18 protein-coding genes are annotated in these 17,749 nt (G+C 74.2%); 5 read left to right on the top strand and 13 right to left on the bottom strand.

The features are described from left to right. The first annotated feature begins 311 nt into the window (after positions 1 to 311). Positions 312 to 569: a WhiB family transcriptional regulator gene (locus tag ABZS80_RS14355; protein ID WP_088975879.1), complete on the top strand. Its 258-nt coding sequence runs from the start codon at positions 312 to 314 to the stop codon at positions 567 to 569. Positions 570 to 681: 112 nt separating this feature from the next. Here ABZS80_RS14355 and ABZS80_RS14360 read toward each other — a convergent pair whose 3' ends face one another. The 4 genes from ABZS80_RS14360 to ABZS80_RS14375 are packed head-to-tail and all read right to left on the bottom strand — an operon-like array spanning position 682 to position 4,053. Beyond that, a complete protein-coding gene (locus tag ABZS80_RS14360; protein ID WP_355056128.1) occupies positions 682 to 1,443 on the bottom strand; it encodes a CbiX/SirB N-terminal domain-containing protein in 762 nt (253 codons plus the stop codon). After that, positions 1,425 to 2,189, bottom strand: coding sequence for a phosphoadenylyl-sulfate reductase (locus ABZS80_RS14365; RefSeq protein ID WP_355056129.1), 765 nt, complete (start codon positions 2,187 to 2,189; stop codon positions 1,425 to 1,427). The genes ABZS80_RS14360 and ABZS80_RS14365 overlap by 19 nt, the downstream gene beginning before the upstream one ends. Beyond that, positions 2,186 to 2,344, bottom strand: coding sequence for a hypothetical protein (locus ABZS80_RS14370; protein ID WP_355056130.1), 159 nt, complete (start codon positions 2,342 to 2,344; stop codon positions 2,186 to 2,188). Before ABZS80_RS14370 ends, ABZS80_RS14365 begins: the two co-directional genes overlap by 4 nt. Then, a complete protein-coding gene (locus tag ABZS80_RS14375) occupies positions 2,341 to 4,053 on the bottom strand; it encodes a nitrite/sulfite reductase (protein ID WP_355056131.1) in 1,713 nt (570 codons plus the stop codon). The genes ABZS80_RS14370 and ABZS80_RS14375 overlap by 4 nt, the downstream gene beginning before the upstream one ends. Before the next feature lie 347 nt (positions 4,054 to 4,400). On the opposite strand from ABZS80_RS14375, the gene ABZS80_RS14380 reads away from it, so the two are divergent. Together ABZS80_RS14380 and ABZS80_RS14385 are read left to right on the top strand one after the other, a co-directional pair. Further along, the gene (locus ABZS80_RS14380) at positions 4,401 to 4,820 is read left to right on the top strand and encodes a hypothetical protein (protein WP_355056132.1); all 420 of its coding nucleotides are present in this window, start codon (positions 4,401 to 4,403) and stop codon (positions 4,818 to 4,820) included. Positions 4,821 to 5,488: 668 nt separating this feature from the next. Then, the gene (locus tag ABZS80_RS14385) at positions 5,489 to 7,078 is read left to right on the top strand and encodes a glycosyltransferase family 39 protein (protein WP_355056133.1); all 1,590 of its coding nucleotides are present in this window, start codon (positions 5,489 to 5,491) and stop codon (positions 7,076 to 7,078) included. A 10-nt stretch (positions 7,079 to 7,088) separates the two neighbouring features. Here ABZS80_RS14385 and ABZS80_RS14390 read toward each other — a convergent pair whose 3' ends face one another. Next, positions 7,089 to 8,639, bottom strand: a complete 1,551-nt coding sequence (locus ABZS80_RS14390) for a histidine kinase N-terminal domain-containing protein (RefSeq protein ID WP_355056134.1) — start codon at positions 8,637 to 8,639, stop codon at positions 7,089 to 7,091. Between the two features lie 25 nt (positions 8,640 to 8,664). Then, complete coding sequence (locus ABZS80_RS14395; RefSeq protein ID WP_355056301.1) at positions 8,665 to 9,696, bottom strand: SIS domain-containing protein; 1,032 nt, start codon at positions 9,694 to 9,696, stop codon at positions 8,665 to 8,667. 184 nt (positions 9,697 to 9,880) lie between these two features. Between ABZS80_RS14395 and ABZS80_RS14400 the strand changes: the two genes are divergently transcribed. Further along, positions 9,881 to 11,698, top strand: a complete 1,818-nt coding sequence (locus ABZS80_RS14400; RefSeq protein ID WP_355056135.1) for a tetratricopeptide repeat protein — start codon at positions 9,881 to 9,883, stop codon at positions 11,696 to 11,698. A gap of 62 nt (positions 11,699 to 11,760) precedes the next feature. Here ABZS80_RS14400 and ABZS80_RS14405 read toward each other — a convergent pair whose 3' ends face one another. Next, the gene (locus ABZS80_RS14405) at positions 11,761 to 13,350 is read right to left on the bottom strand and encodes an MDR family MFS transporter (protein WP_355056136.1); all 1,590 of its coding nucleotides are present in this window, start codon (positions 13,348 to 13,350) and stop codon (positions 11,761 to 11,763) included. A 109-nt stretch (positions 13,351 to 13,459) separates the two neighbouring features. Here ABZS80_RS14405 and ABZS80_RS14410 point away from each other — a divergent pair, with 109 nt between their 5' ends. After that, a complete protein-coding gene (locus ABZS80_RS14410; protein ID WP_192579993.1) occupies positions 13,460 to 14,035 on the top strand; it encodes a TetR/AcrR family transcriptional regulator in 576 nt (191 codons plus the stop codon). Between the two features lie 28 nt (positions 14,036 to 14,063). On the opposite strand, the gene ABZS80_RS14415 is transcribed toward ABZS80_RS14410, so the two are convergent. From ABZS80_RS14415 to ABZS80_RS14440, 6 genes are all read right to left on the bottom strand, one after another. Beyond that, positions 14,064 to 14,576, bottom strand: coding sequence for a GNAT family N-acetyltransferase (locus ABZS80_RS14415; RefSeq protein ID WP_355056137.1), 513 nt, complete (start codon positions 14,574 to 14,576; stop codon positions 14,064 to 14,066). Beyond that, complete coding sequence (locus tag ABZS80_RS14420) at positions 14,573 to 14,788, bottom strand: biotin/lipoyl-binding carrier protein (RefSeq protein WP_089012714.1); 216 nt, start codon at positions 14,786 to 14,788, stop codon at positions 14,573 to 14,575. The genes ABZS80_RS14415 and ABZS80_RS14420 overlap by 4 nt, the downstream gene beginning before the upstream one ends. 408 nt (positions 14,789 to 15,196) lie before the next feature. After that, complete coding sequence (rsrA, locus tag ABZS80_RS14425; protein ID WP_151465002.1) at positions 15,197 to 15,484, bottom strand: mycothiol system anti-sigma-R factor; 288 nt, start codon at positions 15,482 to 15,484, stop codon at positions 15,197 to 15,199. A 2-nt stretch (positions 15,485 to 15,486) separates the two neighbouring features. Beyond that, positions 15,487 to 16,293, bottom strand: a complete 807-nt coding sequence (locus tag ABZS80_RS14430) for a sigma-70 family RNA polymerase sigma factor (protein ID WP_355056138.1) — start codon at positions 16,291 to 16,293, stop codon at positions 15,487 to 15,489. Positions 16,294 to 16,534: 241 nt separating this feature from the next. Then, positions 16,535 to 17,152 (bottom strand): alpha/beta family hydrolase, encoded by a 618-nt coding sequence (locus tag ABZS80_RS14435; RefSeq protein ID WP_355056139.1) that lies wholly within the window; start codon positions 17,150 to 17,152, stop codon positions 16,535 to 16,537. Positions 17,153 to 17,254: 102 nt separating this feature from the next. Further along, a complete protein-coding gene (locus ABZS80_RS14440) occupies positions 17,255 to 17,647 on the bottom strand; it encodes a WhiB family transcriptional regulator (RefSeq protein ID WP_355056140.1) in 393 nt (130 codons plus the stop codon). Between the last annotated feature and the right edge of the window lie 102 nt (positions 17,648 to 17,749).

Consider the following 17,749-nt stretch of genomic DNA (forward strand, 5'->3'; position numbering starts at 1 on the left):
TAACCAGAGCGCTCTGAAACCCGGACAAAAGGGTGGTGAGCCCGCTCACTGTTCGGAGTTTTTCCGAGCGCCACCCTTGACATCGAGACAGTTCGTGAAAGTATTCACAAGCGAAGTCGTGTTACCGGGACATTGCCTGGATATGCTCGGCAGGTTGAGCTGTTCCAGCAGGTCCACGGGGTCGCAAGCCTGCTCACGCAGCGCCGAATTGATGGATGCTGACCGTCACTGATCGGCAATGCGGATGCATATAGGAATAGCAACGAAGCGTAATCTGGCCACCCATTTTGAGAATGAGGAGTGTTGCCGCCATGGACTGGCGCCACGATGCCGTCTGCCGCGACGAGGACCCGGAGCTGTTCTTCCCGATCGGGACGTCCGGCCCGGCCCTCCTGCAGGTGGAGCAGGCCAAGGCCGTCTGCCGGCGCTGCCCGGTGACCGACCACTGCCTTCAGTGGGCGCTGGAGTCCGGTCAGGACGCCGGCGTCTGGGGCGGGATGAGCGAGGAGGAGCGCCGCGCGGTGAAGCGCCGCGGCGGGCTCCGGGTGCTGCGCGCTCACTCCGCCTGATTCGCACGCACGCGAACGCCCCGGCCGGATCCCGGCCGGGGCGTTCTGCTGTCCGCACACGATCCCCCGGCTACCCGGCCGCCACCCCCGCTGATCATGATGGCGACCCGCGTCACACCGGGCTGCCGACCGGCACGGCGTCGACCCGGCGCAGCACCAGGTCGGCGAGTTCGGGCAGGTCGGTCAGCGGGTCGGCGACCGCCACGGCGCCGGCCCGCTCCGCCGACGCGCGGACCGCGTCGTGGAACAGGCCCGGGGCCAGGAAGTAGGCGGCCACGGCCACCCGGCGGGCACCCGCCGCGCGCAGCCGGGACACCGCGACGGCGGCCCCCGGGGGCGCCGCCGAGGCGTACGACACCTGGCAGGGCACGCCCATCTCGGCGCCCAGCGCGGCGGCGACCCGCCCCACCGAACCACGCGCCCGCGGATCCCGGGTGCCGGCCGCCGCCAGCACCACGCCGTCGAATCGGCCCGGCTGCGCCTCGGCCAGCCGCCGGCGCAGCCCCGCCAGCAGCCGGGCGTCCACCACCCCGTCCGCCGGCCCCAGCACGTCGGTCACCCGTACCTCGATGTCCGCGCCCTGCGCGCGGGCCGCCGCCACCGCCGCCGGGACGTCGACCTTCCGGTGGTACGCGGCGGTCAGCAGCAACGGCACCAGCACGGCCCGGGAGTGGCCGGCGGCGGCCAGGTCCCGCAGCACCGCGGCGGGACCGGGGTCGGTGTGGTCCAGCCAGCTCGGCAGCACCGGGACGCCGGGACGGGTGGCCGCCACGGCCCGGGCCAGGGCCCGGGTCGCCGCCGCCGCCCGCGGGTCCCGGCTGCCGTGCGCGACCAGCACCACCGGCGGCTCGGCGGTCAGGTGTGCAGGCCGCACTCGGTCTTCTCGAACATGGCCCAGCGGCCCGCCCGCGGGTCCTCCCCCGCCCGGGTGCGGCGGGTGCAGGGCCAGCAGCCGATCGAGCCGTAGCCGCGGGCGAACAGCTCGTTGACCGGGATGTCGTAGCGGGCCACGTAGGCGTCCACGTCCCGCTGGCTCCACGCCGCGATCGGGTTGACCTTGACCTTGCCGCGCCGCGCGTCGAAGGCCACCACCGGCGTGTTCGCGCGGGTCGGCGACTCGTCCCGGCGCAGCCCGGCGGCCCAGGCGTCGTAGCCGGTCAGCGCCCGCTCCAGCGGCTCCACCTTGCGCAGCTGGCAGCAGTCGTCCGGGGACTTGCTGAACAGCCGGGGGCCGTACTGGCCGTCCTGCTGCCCCACGGTCATCCGGGGCCGGATCGAGCGCACGGTCACCGGGAGCCGCCGGGCCACCTCGTCGCGGACCTTGAGCGTCTCCGGGAAGTGCAGGCCGGTGTCCAGGAAGACCACGTCGACCCCCGGGGCGACCCGGGAGACCAGGTGGGCGAGCACCCCGTCCGCCATCGAGCTGGTCACGCAGAACCGGTCGCCGAAGGTCTCGGCGGCCCAGCGGGCGATCTCCAGCGCGGGGGCGCCCTCCAGCTCCCGGCCGGCCCGCTCGGCGAGCGCGCGCAGCTCCTCCGGGTCGCGTCGGGCCGGGTCGGCCGGTGCCGCCCCGCCCACCCCGACCAGGCCCAGGCCGGTGGCGGAGCGCAGCGGGCTCATCGGTTGACCGCCCGGCTCAGCAGGCCGGTGAACCGGACCGTGAAGACCCGGGCGCAGGCGTGGCACTCCCAGGCGCTGTGCCCGGCCTCGTGCGGCCGCAGGTCCTCCTCCCCGCAGTACGGGCAGTAGAGAGGCGCAGATCGGGCATCGCTCATCGCAATTCCTCCTCGTCGACCCTGATCACCCAGTTGGCGAAGCTCTCGCCCTCGCTCCGGCCGGCCAGGTAGCGGCGGGCCAGCCGTTCCACGTACTCCGGAAGTTCGTCGGCGGTGGTCTTCAGGCCGCGCAGCTTGCGGCCGAAGCCGGCGGTCTGCCCCGCGGCCATGCCCAGGCCACCGCCGAGGTGCACCTGGAAGCCCTCCACCTGCCGGCCGTCCGGGCCCACCACGAGCTGGCCCTTCAGGCCGATGTCGGCCACCTGGGTGCGGGCGCAGGCGTTCGGGCAGCCGTTGAGGTGGATGGAGATGTCCGCGTCGAAGTCCCGCAGCCGCTCCTCCAGCCGGGCCACCAGCTCCTCGCCGCGCCGCTTCGTCTCGACGATGGCGAGCTTGCAGAACTCGATGCCGGTGCAGGCCATGGTGCCGCGCCGCCAGGCCGACGGTCGGGCCTCCAGGCCGATCCCGCGCAGCTCCGCCACCAGCGAGTCGGTCCGCTCCGGGGCCACGTCGAGCACGAGCAGCTTCTGGTACGGGGTGAGCCGCACCCGGCCGCTGCCGTGCGCCTCGGCCACGTCGGCGAGCCGGGCGAGCTGGGTGCCGGAGACCCGCCCCACCACCGGGGCGGCGCCCACGTAGTTGCCGCCGTCGCGCTGCGGGTGCACGCCGATGTGGTCGACCGGCTTCGCCGGCAGCGTCGCGGACGGGCCGTCGAGCAGCGCCCGGCCCAGGTACTCCTTCTCCAGCACCTCGCGGAACTTCGCCACGCCCCAGTCGGCGACCAGGAACTTCAGCCGCGCCCGGTTGCGCAGCCGGCGGTAGCCGTAGTCACGGAAGATGCCGACCACCCCGGCCCAGACGTCCGGCACCTCGGCCAGCGGCACCCAGACGCCGAGGCGCTTGGCCAGCATCGGGTTGGTGGCCAGACCGCCGCCCACCCACACGTCGAAGCCGGGACCGTGGTCGGGGTGCTCGACACCGAGGAAGGCGATGTCGTTCGCCTCGTACGGGGTGTCGACCAGCCAGGAGATGGAGGTCTTGAACTTGCGGGGCAGGTTGGAGTACGCCTTGTCGCCGACGTACCGGCGGACGATCTCGTCGACGGCGGGCGTCGGGTCGAGCACCTCGTCCCGGGCGACCCCGGCGACCGGGCTGCCCAGCACGACCCGGGGGCAGTCGCCGCACGCCTCGGTGGTCTGCAGGCCGACCGCCTCCAGCCGGCGCCAGATCTCCGGCACGTCCTCGACCCGGATCCAGTGGTACTGGATGTTCTGCCGGTCGGTGATGTCGGCCGTGTCCCGGGCGAACTCCCGGGAGATGTCCGCGACGACCCGGAGCTGGGCCAGGCTCAGCTCACCGCCGTCCACCCGCACCCGGAGCATGAAGAACTCGTCCTCCAGCTCGTGCGGCTCCAGCACCGCCGTGCGCCCGCCGTCGATGCCGGCCCTGCGCTGGGTGTAGAGGCCCCACCAGCGGAACCGGCCGCGCAGGTCCTGCGGGTCGATCGAGGCGAAGCCCCGGTGCGCGTAGATGTTCTCGATCCGGGCCCGCACGTTCAGCGGGTCGTCGTCCTTCTTGATCCGCTCGTTGGGGTTGAGCGGCTCGCGGTGCCCGAGCGCCCACTGGCCCTCACCACGCGGCCGGCGGGGGGCCCGCGCTGCCGGTGCCGGGGCGTCGGGCCGGGTCGTGGTAGTGCTGCTGACCGCCATCGCGGCGTCCTCCGATGTCTGCTGTGCCTGAAAGCGCGGACGCGGCGGCCGGCCCTGGGTGAGGGCCGAGGACGGCGATGTCGATGACGGCCGGCGCGGAACGCGCCCGAGACGGATGGGTCGGGCGTCGTCAGTGGGCCGGACAGATCGCGCTGCGGACACGGCCGTAATCGACGTGGCGACGGGCCACGAAGCGGCGGATGACAGCGGCGGTCATAGGCCACATGCTCCCACAGCCGTCGATGACCGGCCAATGACCGAGTGCGTGATCCCACATCACGGGCACCAGCCGGGCTGTGCCGGGTGGTACCGTCCGCCGCCTTTCATCATCAACTTTGGAGATTGCCGTGACGCAGCAGCCCGTCGAGGCTCCCGCCACCGTAGGCCGACCGCGAAGCAGCCGTCGGCCGGTCCTCCTCGCCGTGCTGATCGGCCTCCTCGTGCTCGCCGCCGGCGGCGTGCTGGCATACCGCCTGGTCGGCACGACGGATGACGACCCGGGCGTGACGGCCTGCCGCTCGGCCGAGGTGGTGGTCCGCGCCGACCGGGGTGAGCGGGTGGACCCGGCCGAGCTGAGGCGGGTGGGCGGCCTCTTCGAGGACTCCGCCCACGAGGACCTGAAGACCAGCGGGGTGCTGGCGGTCGGCCTGAGCCAGCGGGTCGGCGGAACCGGGCCGGGCGCGGAGTCGTACCGGCGCTCGCTGCACGAGGCCGTCCCCCGCCTGGTCACGGCGTGTGACGCGCACGGGATCACCGTCAAGGCGTAGTCCGGGGGCCCGCCCGGGCTTAGGCGACCTCGCGACCGCCTTTCGAGCTGACGTCTCAGACGACTCAGCGGTGCCACCGCGCCGCGCGGGAAATCGCCGTCGACGATCGCGGGACGGCGAAGGGCGGGACGGCGGGATGTTCGCCGGCTCGACAAAGCCCGCCGGCACGACGAGGCCCGCGGGTATGGCGAAGGGCCGGGACAGCGAAGGCCCGGACAGCGAAGGCCCGGGACAGCGAAGACCCCGGACCGCGAAGGCCCGGGACAGCGAAGACCCCGGACCGCGAAGACCCCGGACCGCGAAGACCCCGGACCGCGAAGACCCCGGACCGCGAAGACCCCGGACCGCGAACACCCCGGACCGCGAACACCCCGGACCGCGAAGGCCCGGACGGCGAAGGGCCCGGACGGCGAAGGCCGGGACGGCAGGGGCCAGGCCGCGGATCACCAGGTGACGTCCCGGGCGGCGAGGCGTGGCAAGGCCGATCGCGGGGGGTGACATCACCAGCGACTCAGCTCGAAAGGCGCCCAACACCAATCTCCGAGGTGGCGGGACGCCGGCACGGCGAAGGCTGTCCGGGATCCGGCAGCGTGGCGACAGCAGCCGGGGGTGGAGACAAATCGGCGGACCGGCCCTGCGGGCGCCGCCGCCGTGTGACGCTGCGGAATGTGATCCCGTCCGCCGAGCCCACGCCGCCCCGCGGCCGGGACTGGCCGGTGTGGGCGATCCCCGGCCTGCTCACGCTGGCGGTCACCCTCGCCGGGATCGGGCACGCGCAGCCGTGGCGGGACGAGCTGGCGACCTGGAGCGCGGCCAGCCGCCCGGTCCCCGACCTGGTCCGGCTGGCCGGCACCATCGACGCCGCCACCGGGCCGTACTACCTGGTCATGCACGGCTGGACCGCGCTCGCCGGGACCTCGCCGACGGCGCTGCGGCTGCCGTCCGCACTGGCCATGGCCGGTGCGGCCGCACTCACCTCCCGGCTCGGCGCGCAACTGGTCGGCCCCCGAGCCGGGCTGCTCGCCGGCCTGCTCCTCGCCGTGTTGCCGGCCACCTCCCGGTACGGCCAGGAGGCCCGCCCGTACGCGCCGGCCACCCTGTTCGCCGTGCTCGCCACGCTGCTGCTGGTCGGGGCGCTGCGCCGGCCGGCCTGGCGGCGCTGGGCCGGGTACGCCGTGGCCGTCGCCGCCCTCGGGCTGTTCCACCTGATCGCCCTCACCCTGCTCGCCGCGCACGCCCTGGTGGTGCTGCTGGCGGCTGTACGGGGCCGGCGGGCGGCCGGCCTGGAGCCGCTGCCCGACGGCTCAGACCTGACCCGGGACGCCAGCGCGCCGGAGGACGCCCCGGACACCAGAGCCCGGGAGGCCGCCCCGGACACCGGAGCGCGGGTCGACACCTTGCGGGCCGGCCCGACGGGCCGGGGCCTGTTCTGGCGCTGGCTGGTGGCACTGCTGCCGGCGGCCGTGCTGGTCGCCCCGCTGGTGCTCGTGGCCCGGGGCCAGCGCGGCCGCCAACTCGACTGGGTACGCCTGGTCCGCGTCGACGACCTGGCCGCGCTGCCCGGCGCGCTGGCGCAGAGCGGCGTGGTCGGCGGCCTGCTGGTCGGCCTCGCCGCGCTGGGGGCGGCCCGGCTCGGCCGGCGGGCGCTCCTGCCGGGGGCCGCCCTCGTGCTGCCGGTGCTGCTGCTCTTCGCCGCCGGTTCGGCGGTGCCGCTCTGGGTGACCCGGTACCTCACCTTCACGGTGCCGTTCGCCTGCCTGCTGGCCGGGGCAGCGCTGGCCGGCGTACGGCTGGCGCCAGCGCTGGCCGTGGTGACCCTGGCCGGCCTGCTCGGGCTGCCGGACCAGGCGGCGCTGCGGCGCACCCACGAGTGGCCGCGGACCGCCCCGGTGGACTACGCGGGCGTGGCCCGGATCGTCGCCGACCAGCAGCAGCCGGGCGACGCGGTCGTCTACTCGCCCCGGGACAGCTGGCTCTTCCCGGACCTCGGGCTGGCGTACCACCTGGGGGCGCGCCGGCCGCGCGACGTGCTGGTGGTGCGCGACCAGCGGCAGCGCGCGGACCTCTGGGCGGCCGAGTGCGACCGCCCGGCGGAGTGCCTGGCCGGCGTGGACCGGGTCTGGCTGGTGGTCACCGGCCGGCGCGCCGACCCGCTCGCGGCGGTGCCCGGCGCGAAGGGCGACGCCCTGCGCGACGCCTTCACGGTCCGCCAGGTGTGGCCCCGCCCCGGCCTCACGGTCGCCCTGCTCACCCGGTGACCGGGTGCGGTCAGCCGGCGAGGCGGTCGGCGGTGCCGCGGGCCAGGGGGACGACCAGCATGGCCTCGGTGCCGCCCTCGGCGCCGTTGCGCAGCTCGATGGTGCCGCGCAGCTCGCCGGTGACCAGGGCCCGGACGATCTGGAGGCCGAGGTTGCCGCCCTTCTCGGCGTCGAAGTGCGCGGGCAGGCCCCGGCCGTTGTCGGCAACCGAGACGTGCAGTTGCTTGCGGAACCGGTGCGCGGTGACCACCACGGCCGGCTCCGGCGCGCCCTCGGCGGGGCCGGGCGCGCTTTCCTCCCCGGCCGGCGGGAAGCCGTGCTCGACGGCGTTGAGCAACAACTCGTTGAGGACCATCACCAGCGAGGTGGCGATCTCGGCGGGCAGCACGCCGAAGCTGCCCTGGCGGCGCATGCCGACGGTCACCTCGGTGGCCGCCACCTCGGTGGCCGCGCTGGCCACCCGGTCGACGATGCCGTCGAACTCGACCGCCTCGTCGCTGGACAGGGAGAGCGTCTCGTGGACCAGCGCGATGGAGGCGACCCGGCGTACCGACTCCTCCAGGGCGACCCGGGCCTCGGGCATGGACACCCGGCGGGCCTGGAGGCGGAGCAGCGCGGCGACGGTCTGGAGGTTGTTCTTCACCCGGTGGTGGATCTCCCGGATGGTGGCGTCCTTGGTGATCAGGGCGCGGTCGCGGCGGCGCACCTCGGTGATGTCGCGGACCAGCACCAGCGCGCCGATCGGCACGCCCGCGGGCATCAGCGGCAGCGCCCGGGTGAGCATGGTGGCGCCCCGGGCGTCGATCTCCCGCCGGGGCGGGGCGTCGCCACGCAGCGCGGCGAGCACGGCGTTCGCCGCGTCGGTGCCCTCCAGCGGGTCGCTGGCGAGCCTGCGGTGCAGCTTGGCCAGGTCCTCCCCCACGAGGTGCGAGGCGTAGCCGAGCCGGCGGTACGCGGACTGCGCGTTGGGGCTGGCGTAGGTGACCTTGCCGTTGGCGTCGAGCCGGACCAGGCCGTCGCCGACGCGGGGCGCCGAGGTGGTCTCGCCCGGGTGCCGGGGCGGCGGGAACGTGCCGTCGGCGATCATCTGCGCCAGGTCGTCGGCGGTGGTCAGGTAGTTCAGTTCGAGCTGGCTGGGCGTGCGCGCGGTGGAGAGGTTGGTGTCCCGGCCGACCACGGCCACGACCTCGCCGGACTCCCCGTCGGCGGTGCGCAGCCGCACCGGGATGGCCTCGTGCCGGGCGGGCACGTCGCCGTACCAGACCGGGTCGCCCTCCCGCCAGATCCGGCCCTGCCGGTGGGCGACCTCCAGGTGCGCCACCTCGGGCCCGCCGACGATCCGGCCGACCTGGTCGTCGAGGTACGCGGTCGGCGCGGTCGTCGGGCGGACCTGGGCCACGCAGAGGAACGTGCCGTCGCCGTCCACGGGCACCCAGAGCAGCAGGTCGGCGAAGGACAGGTCGGAGAGGAGCTGCCAGTCGCCGGCGATGCGGTGCAGGTGGTCGATGTCGGCCGGCCGGAGCGCGGTGTGCTCCTCGGCGAGGTCACGGAGGGTGGACACGCTGAACAGCGTGCCACGCCGGGCCTCACATCGTCGCCGTGACCTTCTTCAAGCCGCGCGGGGCGTCCGGGTCCTCGCCCCGGGCCAGGGCCAGGGCCAGGGCGAGCCGCTGGAGCGGCAGGATGTCGAGCAGCGGCGCGTACCGCTCGTCGACCTCGGGCACGGCCATCCGGGCGGTCGCCTCGACGTCGGCGGAGCCGACCACCACGACGTCGGCGCGGCGCTCGCCGAGCCGCGGCAGCACCTCGCGCATCGACTGCCCACCGGGACCGGAACCGACCACGGCGAGCACCGGCACGTCGGGGTCGGTCATGGCGAGCGGGCCGTGCAGCAGGTCGGCGCCGGAGAAGGCGAGCGCCGGCAGGTAGGAGGTCTCCATGAGCTTCAGCGCCGCCTCGCGGGCCGTCGGGTACGCGTAGCCCCGGCCGGTGGTGACGAGCTGGCCGGCGAACCGGTAGCGCGGGGCGAGCTGGGCCGGGGTGGCGTCGGAGAGGGTGCGCTCGGCCAGCTCGGGCAGCCGGGCCAGGCAGGCCCGCTCCTCGGCGGGGAGCACGCCGTCGCCGGCGCGTACCCCCTCGATGAGCATGAGCAGCGCGAGCAGCTCGGCCGTGTAGGTCTTGGTGGCGGCGACGGCCCGCTCGTGCCCGGCGGCGATGTCCACGCTCAGCTCGGCGGTGCCCACGAGCCGCGACTCGGGGTTGTTGGTCACGGCCAGGGTGAGCGCGCCGGATTCCCGGGCCACCCGCAGCACCTCGGCCAGGTCGGGCGAGCCGCCGCTCTGGCTGACCCCGACCACGAGGGCGTCGGAGAGGTCGGGCCGGGCGCCGAAGACGGTGACGGCGCTGGGCGAGGCGAGCCCGGCGGGCAGGCCGAGCCGGATCTCCGTGAGGTAGGCCGCGTAGAGCGCCGCGTGGTCGGAGGTGCCCCGGGCCGTGAAGACCACGTGGCGGGGCCGGCGCTCGGCGATCACCGCCGCGACCCGGGCGATCGCCCCGGCGTGCTCGGCGGAGAGCAGGCGGTCGTAGCCGGCCGGCTGCTCGTCGATGTCGGCGGCCATCCCGGCCCCTGGACGCGTCACGGAAGACCCCCTCCTGCGCGGTTGCCGCGCGTTCGGTGCTCAGTCTTGCACCTTTCGGCCGTAGCGAGCAATGGAACGAGCAGGAGTGCGCAGTGGATCACCATCTGGCCGCATGATCCCCTAGGCTTGCCCGGCTGACGGACCGACCACCCGAGAGGACGACGTGCCCGAGGACGATCCCGCGCTCTCGGCGGAGGAGGAACTCGCGCTGGCCCGACTGGCGCTGGCCGAGGGGGACCTCCGGCACGCCGCCGAACACGTGGCCGCCGCCCTCGTCCGGGCCCCCACGCTGCCCGAGGTGCACGAGACGCTCGCCCGGCTCGCCGCGGCCAGCGGCGGCGACCTGGACCTCTTCCCGCTCGGCCACCACGCCTTCGTCGGCGCGGTGGTGGCCCGCGCCCACCTGCTCGCCGCCGCCGGCCGGCCCGCCGAAGGGCTCGACCTGCTGGCCGCGGCCACCGGTTACGCCCCCGCCGTCGAATGGGCCGCCGTGCCCTGGGTGACCGCGCCCGACCTGCCCGAACGGCTCGACCCGGAGCGCACCGCCCGGATCCTCATGCAGGTCTGCGCGACCGCGCCCGACCCGGTTCCCCGCCGGCTGCGGGACCCACTGCGCCCGTACCTCACCCTGGCCCGCAACGCGGTCGCCGTGCACCCGGCCCACCCGCTGCTGCTGGGCGCGGCGTCCGCGCTGGCCCGGCGCCTCGGCGAGATCGCCCTCGCCGTCACCTGGGCCTCCCGAGGGGTACGCGCACAGCCCACCAAACTCGGCGAGGTGTGGCTGGGTTACGCGTACCGCAGCGCCGGCCGAACGCGGGACGCGCTCGCCGCGCTGCAACGGGCCGTCGCCCTCGACCCCGACGACCTGGCGGTCTACGCCGACATCGCCGGCACGCTGGCCGACCACGGCCGGCTGGACGAGGCGCTGGACTGGATCGACCGGGCCCTGGCCAAGGACCCGACCTTCGACTGCGCCGTGCACACCGCGCACCGGCTGCGCTTCCAGCGCGACGGGGACGTGGCCCACCTGGTGGCCCTCGCCGACTTCGTGCGGGACCACCCCGACGACACCCACGAGCACGGCGACCTGGCCGAGTGCTGCCGCGGCCGCCCGTGGCTGGGCCAGGTGACCCCGGCCGGCGGCCCGGTGCTGGACGCGCTGCGCCAGGCGCTCGCCGCCGACGCCCCGGTGGCCGTACGCCTCGACGGGCTGGAACCGCCGAGCGCCATGCGGACCGCGGCCGTGGCCGCGCCGGGGCTGGCCGTCGAGGTGGCCGCGGTGGCCGACCCGGATCCGCGCGAACCCCGCCGGGCCACCACCTGCCAGCTCTGGCGGTACGACGGCACGGTGGCCGCGCCCACCCTGCCCACCCCGTCGGCCGAGGCGGCGGAACGGATCCGGCAGCTCGCCCACCCGGCCTGGCCGCACCCGCCGGCCGCGTACGACGCCGCGGTGGGACTGGCCACCCTGGACCTCGCCGACCTGCTGGGCGTGCTGCTGCACCCGCCGGCCGCGCCGGCCACCGCCCTCGGGCGGGTGCTCGCCGGCCAGGACCCGTCGCTGTGGGTGCGCTGCGTGCAGGTCTGGGCCTGCCTCGGCCTGCTGCACCACCGCACCGACGAGCCGTGGGACGGATCCACCCGGCGGCGGGTGCTGCTGGAACTGCTCTGGGGCGTGGAGGACTGGATCACCGAGGCGGCCATGTTCGCCCTGGTCACCGCCGCCTGGGTGGATCCCGCGGTCCGCACCGACGTGGCCCGGGTGGCGGCCGAGCGGCTCGCCGATGTGGCGGCCGTGGCCCGGGAGCGCCCGGTGCCGATCGCCGTGTCGCTGGCCCACCTGGCCCTGGCCACCCCGGACCTCGACCCGTCCGCCCGCGCCGTGGCCGAGAGCCTCAGCGCCGGACCCGCCCCGGCCATTCCGGCGGGAGCCCTCGGCCGCCTGTGGCGCCGCCTCACGGCGCTGTTCCGCCGCGCCTGACCCCCGGACCCGGCGCGGCCACGCCGTACCCGAGGACGGGTCGGCGTGGCCGCGGCGGGTGGTCAGGCGACGGGCGACTTGCCGAGAGCGGCCTCGGCCTGGTCCTCCGGGGTGGCGTCGGCCGGCGGGGCCTCGTTCGCCGAGCGCAGCGGGACCTCCTTGATGAACCAGGCGAGCACCGGGACCGCCACGGTGAAGAAGACCGCCCAGAAGAAGACGTGCGAGATGGCGTCGGAGAGCCCGCCGAGCACGACCTCCCGCACCGGCCCGGCCAGCTCCTTGAGCTTCTCCAGGTTCATGGCGCCGCCCTCGCCGCCGCCCCCGGCGAAGGCCGGACCGGCGGCGGAGTCGGCGAGCCGGTTGGCGAAGATCGCGCCGAACAGCGAGACGCCGAACGAGCCGCCGATGGACCGGAAGAAGGTGGCCGCACCGCTCGCCGCGCCCAGGTCCTTCTGCTCCACGCTGTTCTGCGCGATCAGCATCGAGGTCTGCATGAGGAAGCCCATGCCGACGCCGAGCACGACCATGTAGAGCGACGAGACGGTCTTGCTGGTGCCCAGGTCGAGCTGGGTCAGCAGGCCCATGCCGGCGGTCATCACCACGCCGCCGATGATCGGAAAGGCCCGGTAGCGCCCGGTCTTCGTGATGGCCCGGCCGACGACCAGCGAGACCACCAGCATGCCGAACATCAGCGGGAGCAGCAGCAGGCCGCTGTTCGTGGCCGAGGCGCCCTGCACGGTCTGCTGGTAGAGCGGCAGGAAGTTCATGGCGCCGAACATGGCGAAGCCGAGCAGGAAGCCGATGACCGAGATGAGGGCGAAGTTCCGGTTGCCGAACAGGCTCAGCGGCAGAATCGGCTCCGGGGCGCGCCGCTCGACCAGACCGAACGCCGCCAGGGACACCAGGGCGAGCGCGGCGAGGCCGAGGATCTGCGGGGACGTCCAGTCGTACTCGTTGCCGCCCCAGGTGGTGACCAGCACGATCGCGGTGATGCCGACGGAGAGCAGGGCGGCGCCCAGCCAGTCGATCTTGTGTTCGGTGCGGTACTTCGGCAGGTGCATGGTGGTGGCGAGCACCAGCAGGGCCACGCCGCCGAGCGGCAGGTTGACGTAGAACGCCCAGCGCCAGGAGAGGTGGTCGGTGATGAAGCCGCCGACCAGCGGGCCGGCCACCATGGCGATGGCCATGATGCCGGCGATCATGCCCTGGTAGCGGCCCCGCTCACGGGGCGGCACCAGGTCACCGATGATCGCCATGACGCCGACCATCAGGCCGCCCGCGCCGAGACCCTGGACGGCCCGGAAGGCGATCAGCTCGATCATGCCGGTGTCGGCGCCGCCGAAGACGCTGGACCCGGACATGCCGCACAGCGCGGAGCCGACCAGGAAGACGACCACCGAGGTCAGGAAGACGGTCTTGCGGCCGTACAGGTCACCGAGCTTGCCCCAGATCGGGGTGGAGACCGTGGTGCCCAGCACGTACGCGGTGACCACCCAGGTGAAGTGGTCGGCCCCGCCGAACTCGAAGACGATCCGCGGCAGCGCGGTGCTGACGATCATGTTGTCGAGCATCGCGAGCATCATCGCGATCATCAGGCCGAAGAGAACGACCCGGACATTGGGTCTGGTCGCCACCTGGGCTGGTTGACTCATGGGTAAGCTCCCCCGAAGATCTGTGACCTACTTACTTGCCGTCCGGCTAGTTACCTTACTAGCCGGACGGTAAGTTGGTCAGTAGGAACCGTCAAGCGAATTGGGTGGTGTGCGGGTGAGGGAGAGCACAGGCGGCACGCGGCAACGCATCCAGGCCGTCGCGCTGGAGCTCTTCACCGAGCAGGGGTACGAGAAGACCTCGCTCCGGGAGATCGCCGAGCGACTCGGCGTGACCAAGGCCGCCCTCTACTACCACTTCAAGAGCAAGGACGAGATCGTCAGCAGCTTCGTCGACGACCGGCTGCGCCGGATGGACGAGCTGATCGAGTGGGCCGGCACCCAGCCGGCGACGCTGGCGACCCGGCGCGCGCTGCTGAGCCGGTACGCCGACGCGATGTTCGCCGGTGAGCTGCCCACGGTCATGCGGTTCTTCGAGCAGAACCAGACGGTGCTCAAGAGCCTCGCCGCCGGGCAGCAGATGCGCGACCGGATGATGCGGCTGGCGCACGAGCTGTGCCGGGGCGACGACTCCCCGGCCGCCCAGCTGCGCGCCACACTCACCCTGTTCGCCGTGCACAGCAGTTGGTTCGCGGTCCGCACCCCCGGCATCAGCGACGACGAGCGCAAGAAGATCGCCCTCGAGGTCGCCGACGAGCTGCTCGCGAAGATCGCCGACGGCTCCTGACCGGCCCCGCCCGCGTCGACGGCCCCGGTCAGGCCGGGCGCGTCAGGTCCAGGCGCAGGCCGAGCAGCTCCACCCCGGGCACCGGGGCCCAGTCCTTCTCCGGCGCCCGCACGAAGCCCAGCCGCCCGTAGAGCCGCCGCGCCGCCGCGGCCATCCCACTGCGGACGCAGATCACGACCGCCGCGCAGCCCAGCTCGGTGGCGCGCGCCACGCACGCCCCGACCAGGACCGCCCCGGCGCCCCGGCCCTGCGCGGCCGGGTCGACCGCGAGCATCCGGAACTCGGCCTCACCCGGGCCGGCGAGTTCGGCGTACGGGGTGCCGGGCAGCACGAACGTCACGGCGCCCACCACCTCGCCGGTCACCTCGTCGACGGCGACCAGCACCTCACCGCTCTCCGCCCGGGTGGCCACGTCGGCCAGCACCGGCGCGTAGCCCGTCTCGCCCTTGAGCTGTCCATCGGCCTCGTACGCGGCGACCGTCAGGCGGGCCACCGCCGGGAAGTCGGCCGGCTCGGCCCGCCGGACCCGCAGCCCGCTCAACCGATCACCGCGATCAGGTCACCGTCCTGCACGACGTCGCCCTCGTTGACCGCGATCTGCTGCACCACGCCGTCGGACTCGGCGATCACCGGGATCTCCATCTTCATCGACTCCAGGATCACCAGGGTGTCCCCCTCGGACACGGTGTCCCCGGCCGACGCGACGACCTTCCAGACGTTCGCCACCATCTCGGCGCGGATCTCCTCGGCCATCTCCGGGCCCTCCCTCTCCACCGCTGTTCCTGCGAACGGTATCCAACCATGAGCCCGCTCACGCCCCGGCACAGCGCGCCCGGCACGCCGGTTTCCGCCCCCGCCGGTCCCCCGCGACCGCCGTCGGCACTAGCATCAGCGCGGTCGGCTCCCGGCGCCCGGGAACCGGCACGCGACCTCCGCCGCGCTCGCCCGCGGCCGGACCGTGACCAGCACAAGGAGGCACAGCATGGCGAAGAAGGCCCGTAAGAAGAAGGCCCGTAAGAAGAGCGGCGCCAACCACGGCAAGCGCCCCAACTCCTGATCCGGCGGATCGGAGTCGGCGCCGGCCCCAAGGCCGGACACACCGGTGGCCCGGGTCCAGACGGACCCGGGCCACCGGTGTCTACAGCTCGTTTCCCGCTGCCGTCAGTCGGCCAGCTCACGGGACTCGGTGGTCTCGAAGACCACCAGCTCGGTCAGGCGGACCCGCAGCCGCTCGCGCAACTGCTCCGGCGCGGTCTCGTTGCCGCAGCAGCGGGCGACCAGCGCCTTCACCTCCTGCTCGATGCCGTACTCGTGCAGGCAGGGCCCGCACTCCTCCAGGTGCTCCCGGATGAGGACGCGGCGCTCCTCACCGCACTCCAGGTCCAGGTAGAGGTAGACCTCCGCGAGCACCTCACGGCAGTCCGTCTCGTGCGGCTGTCCACAGCTCACGGTCACACCTCCCGGCTGGCGGCGGCGGTCGAACCCTTCGACGGCGCGGAGGTGAAACCCCGCTCCGCCGCGTACTGCTCGAGCAGCTTGCGCAGATTACGACGGCCGCGGTGCAGCCGCGACATCACGGTGCCGATCGGCGTGTTCATGACGTCGGCGACCTCCTTGTAGGAGAAGCCCTCGACGTCGGTCAGGTAGACCGCCATGCGGAACTCCTCCGGCAGCTGCTGGAGGGCCTCCTTGACGTCGCTGTCCGGCAGCCGGTCCAGCGCCTCGGTCTCCGCCGAGCGCAACCCGCTGGACGTGTGCGACTCCGCCTCGGCGAGCTGCCAGTCGGTGATCTCGTCCGTGGGCGCCTGCACGGGCTGGCGCTGCCGCTTCCGGTAGGAGTTGATGTAGGTGTTGGTCAGGATCCGGTACAGCCAGGCCTTCAGGTTCGTGCCCTGCTCGAACTGGTGGAAGGCCGCGTACGCCTTCAGGTAGGTCTCCTGGACCAGGTCCTCGGCATCCGCCGGGTTGCGGGTCATCCGCAGCCCGGCAGCGTAGAGCTGGTCGACGAAGGGCATCGCGTCCCGCTCGAAGCGGGCCCTGCGCTCGTCCGTCTTCTCGGTCGTCAACCGCACGTCCCCTCGCGTCGGATGCTTTCCCGCCGAGGATACGCGTACCCACCTGTCGGCAGATTCACTTCCGGACTCTGTGCTGGTGCTCACGGCCGACGCCGTCGCGGGCCAGTCCGGCGCGTCCAGCAGCCGCTTGAGCTGCCGCGCGTCCCGTTCGTCCCGCTCCCGGCTCCGTGTCTCGGTCGGCACCGGTCACCCCCCCTCGGCTGGAAAATGCATCCGGGGGTAGTAACGCTCGCCGCCGGGCCGGACATTCCACGCCGCCCACCCGTTCCTGGTCCCGGCCTCGGCCGCGACCGACGCTGGGACCAGGAAGGGCCTGGGAGGGTGGCCCCGGACGCCCGAACCGGGCGCCCGACACCATCCGTAGCAACGACCCGCCGCCACCGACGGTCACGCCACCCCGCCGCCACCCCGGAGTGTCGCGAGGTCAGGCCGGGAGCCAGCCCTGGGCGCGGAGCCAGTCGCGCACGACGGCTGCCGTGGCCGCCGGGTCGCCGCGGAGGTCATGCCGCTCGCCCGGACGGGTCACCACCTCGACGCCGGGCCCGGCCTCGGGCACCCCGAACGGGTCCCGGTCGCCGTTGACCACCAGCGTGGGCAGGCCGGTGCGCAGCTCATCGGCCCGTGAGCGCTCCGGCCGCCCGGGTGGGTGCAGCGGGAACGCGAGCGCGACGATGCCGGCCGCGCCGACCGCGTGGGCGGTGCGGCAGGCGACCCGGGCGCCGCTGGAACGGCCGCCGACCACCCATCGGGCCGCCTCCGGGTGCCGGGCGCGGAGTTCGGCCAGCACTGCGGTCCACGCCTCGTCGAGATGTCCCGCCGGGGCGGGGGCGCGCCGTCCGGCGACCCGGTACGGCTGGGTCACCCGGACCACACCCGCCCCGGCGTCGACCAGCGCGTCCCGGACCGCCACCAGGTCCGGGGCGTCCACGTCGCCGCCGGCTCCGTGACCGAGCACCAGCACGGTGGCGCCGCCGGCCACCGGTGGGTCGGTGTGGACCCGGGCCGGGCCGCGGGGTGTCCCGATCTCGTCGCTGTGCCGCACGGGCCCATTCTGCGTCCGGCCCGTGCGGGACAGTCGCCGGGACCAGGAAACGCCGTCGCCCGCGTTTCCCGACGGGGAGACGCGGGCGACGGTCGAACGGAATCAGCTCGACGGCACCAGCGTGAGCAGGCGGTCGCGGACCGGCGGGCCGGCCTCGTCGAGCGCGTCCGGATCCGGCTGCACCTCACTGCGCCAGGCGACCAGCATGGCCCGCCGCTCGCGCGGTGTGGTGCCGCCCCAGACGCCGTGACAGTCGCCCACCTCCAGGGCCCACGCGAGGCAGGACCCCTGGACGTCGCAACTGCGGCAGAGCGCCACGGCCGCGTCGGCCGGCTCGTTGGGCGCCGGAAAGAACGTCTCCGGATCCACGCTCTGGCAGGTTCCTCTGGTCCGCCACGCCTCGTCGTGGCGCCGCTCGCGCAGGGCCCGCAGCAGTCGCGGATCTCGCCGCGCGGCGGCCACCTCGTGCGGGCGGGGCATGCGTGCCCGTGTCAATACACCCACCTCCCCCGTGGGACCGGCAAAGATCATGAATGATCGATGGGTGTCATCCGCCCCGTGCGAACAGACGCCCAACACCGGCGCTGTGTTCTATCG

This window comes from Micromonospora sp. NPDC005305 (assembly GCF_040607315.1).
GTDB lineage: Bacteria > Actinomycetota > Actinomycetes > Mycobacteriales > Micromonosporaceae > Micromonospora.